General features: G+C 59.7%; 1 protein-coding gene. It reads right to left on the bottom strand.

Annotated elements, in window-relative coordinates:
• Positions 1-332: 332 nt before the first annotated feature.
• Positions 333-704: a helix-turn-helix domain-containing protein gene (locus ACFHWW_RS33985; protein WP_379943760.1), complete on the bottom strand. Its 372-nt coding sequence runs from the start codon at positions 702-704 to the stop codon at positions 333-335.
• Position 705 lies beyond the last annotated feature (1 nt).

Genomic DNA, 705 nt, shown 5'->3' with positions numbered 1-705 from the left:
CTCCTGGCCGCCGCATTCAAGATCGGGTCAGCACCCGAATTGTTGTCCATAGGATTGAAGGGTCTGCGCTCACGCCAAGTTCGGCGTTACAGCTGGCGCTGGCTCTCTTCCCGCCCCGCGTGCGGTTTTGGCGTTGATATAGACTGTATCGATCCTCAAGATCCATTCGGCCGGGTGGCCGATGTCTCCTCCGGACGGGATTGCCCGGTTGGCCTAGGCCGATCGTTCGGTCACACGGTTTCGCCGGCCTTCGTTTCCAGGCTCTATGTGGTTGTGGAACGATGCGAGGGTGCAAGCACGCCAGCACGCGACGTATCTCAATCATTCTCGCCCTAACGGCCGACGACGGGCGCCTTCAAATTATCGGTGGTCGCGATCGCCGTCACCAGGCTCGCAAGTTGTCTGCGGAGTCTGGCGTCTGCACTTCTGGCAAAGGCACGATTCAGCTCGACGCCTTCCGGCGTCGACAGGAAGGACATCAGGTCATGGTCCGTACCAGAGGGTGGTGCGTCGGCCCTGGCCGGGCGTGAGTCTTCGAAGAAGTACGAGATTGAGACTCCAAGCACCTCGGCTATGCGACTCAACCGGCTGGCGCCAACGCGGTTGATCCCCTTCTCATATTTCTGGATCTGCTGGAACGTGATGCCTAGCGCCTCTCCAAGTCGCGTTTGACTCATCCCGAGAATTGCGCGCTGCATCTTGATC

The organism is Sinorhizobium sp. P24N7 (assembly GCF_042436655.1).
Taxonomy (GTDB): domain Bacteria; phylum Pseudomonadota; class Alphaproteobacteria; order Rhizobiales; family Rhizobiaceae; genus Sinorhizobium; species Sinorhizobium meliloti_A.
Note: the sequence above shows the minus strand (reverse complement) of the source record. Positions and strands in the feature narration are given on the sequence as shown.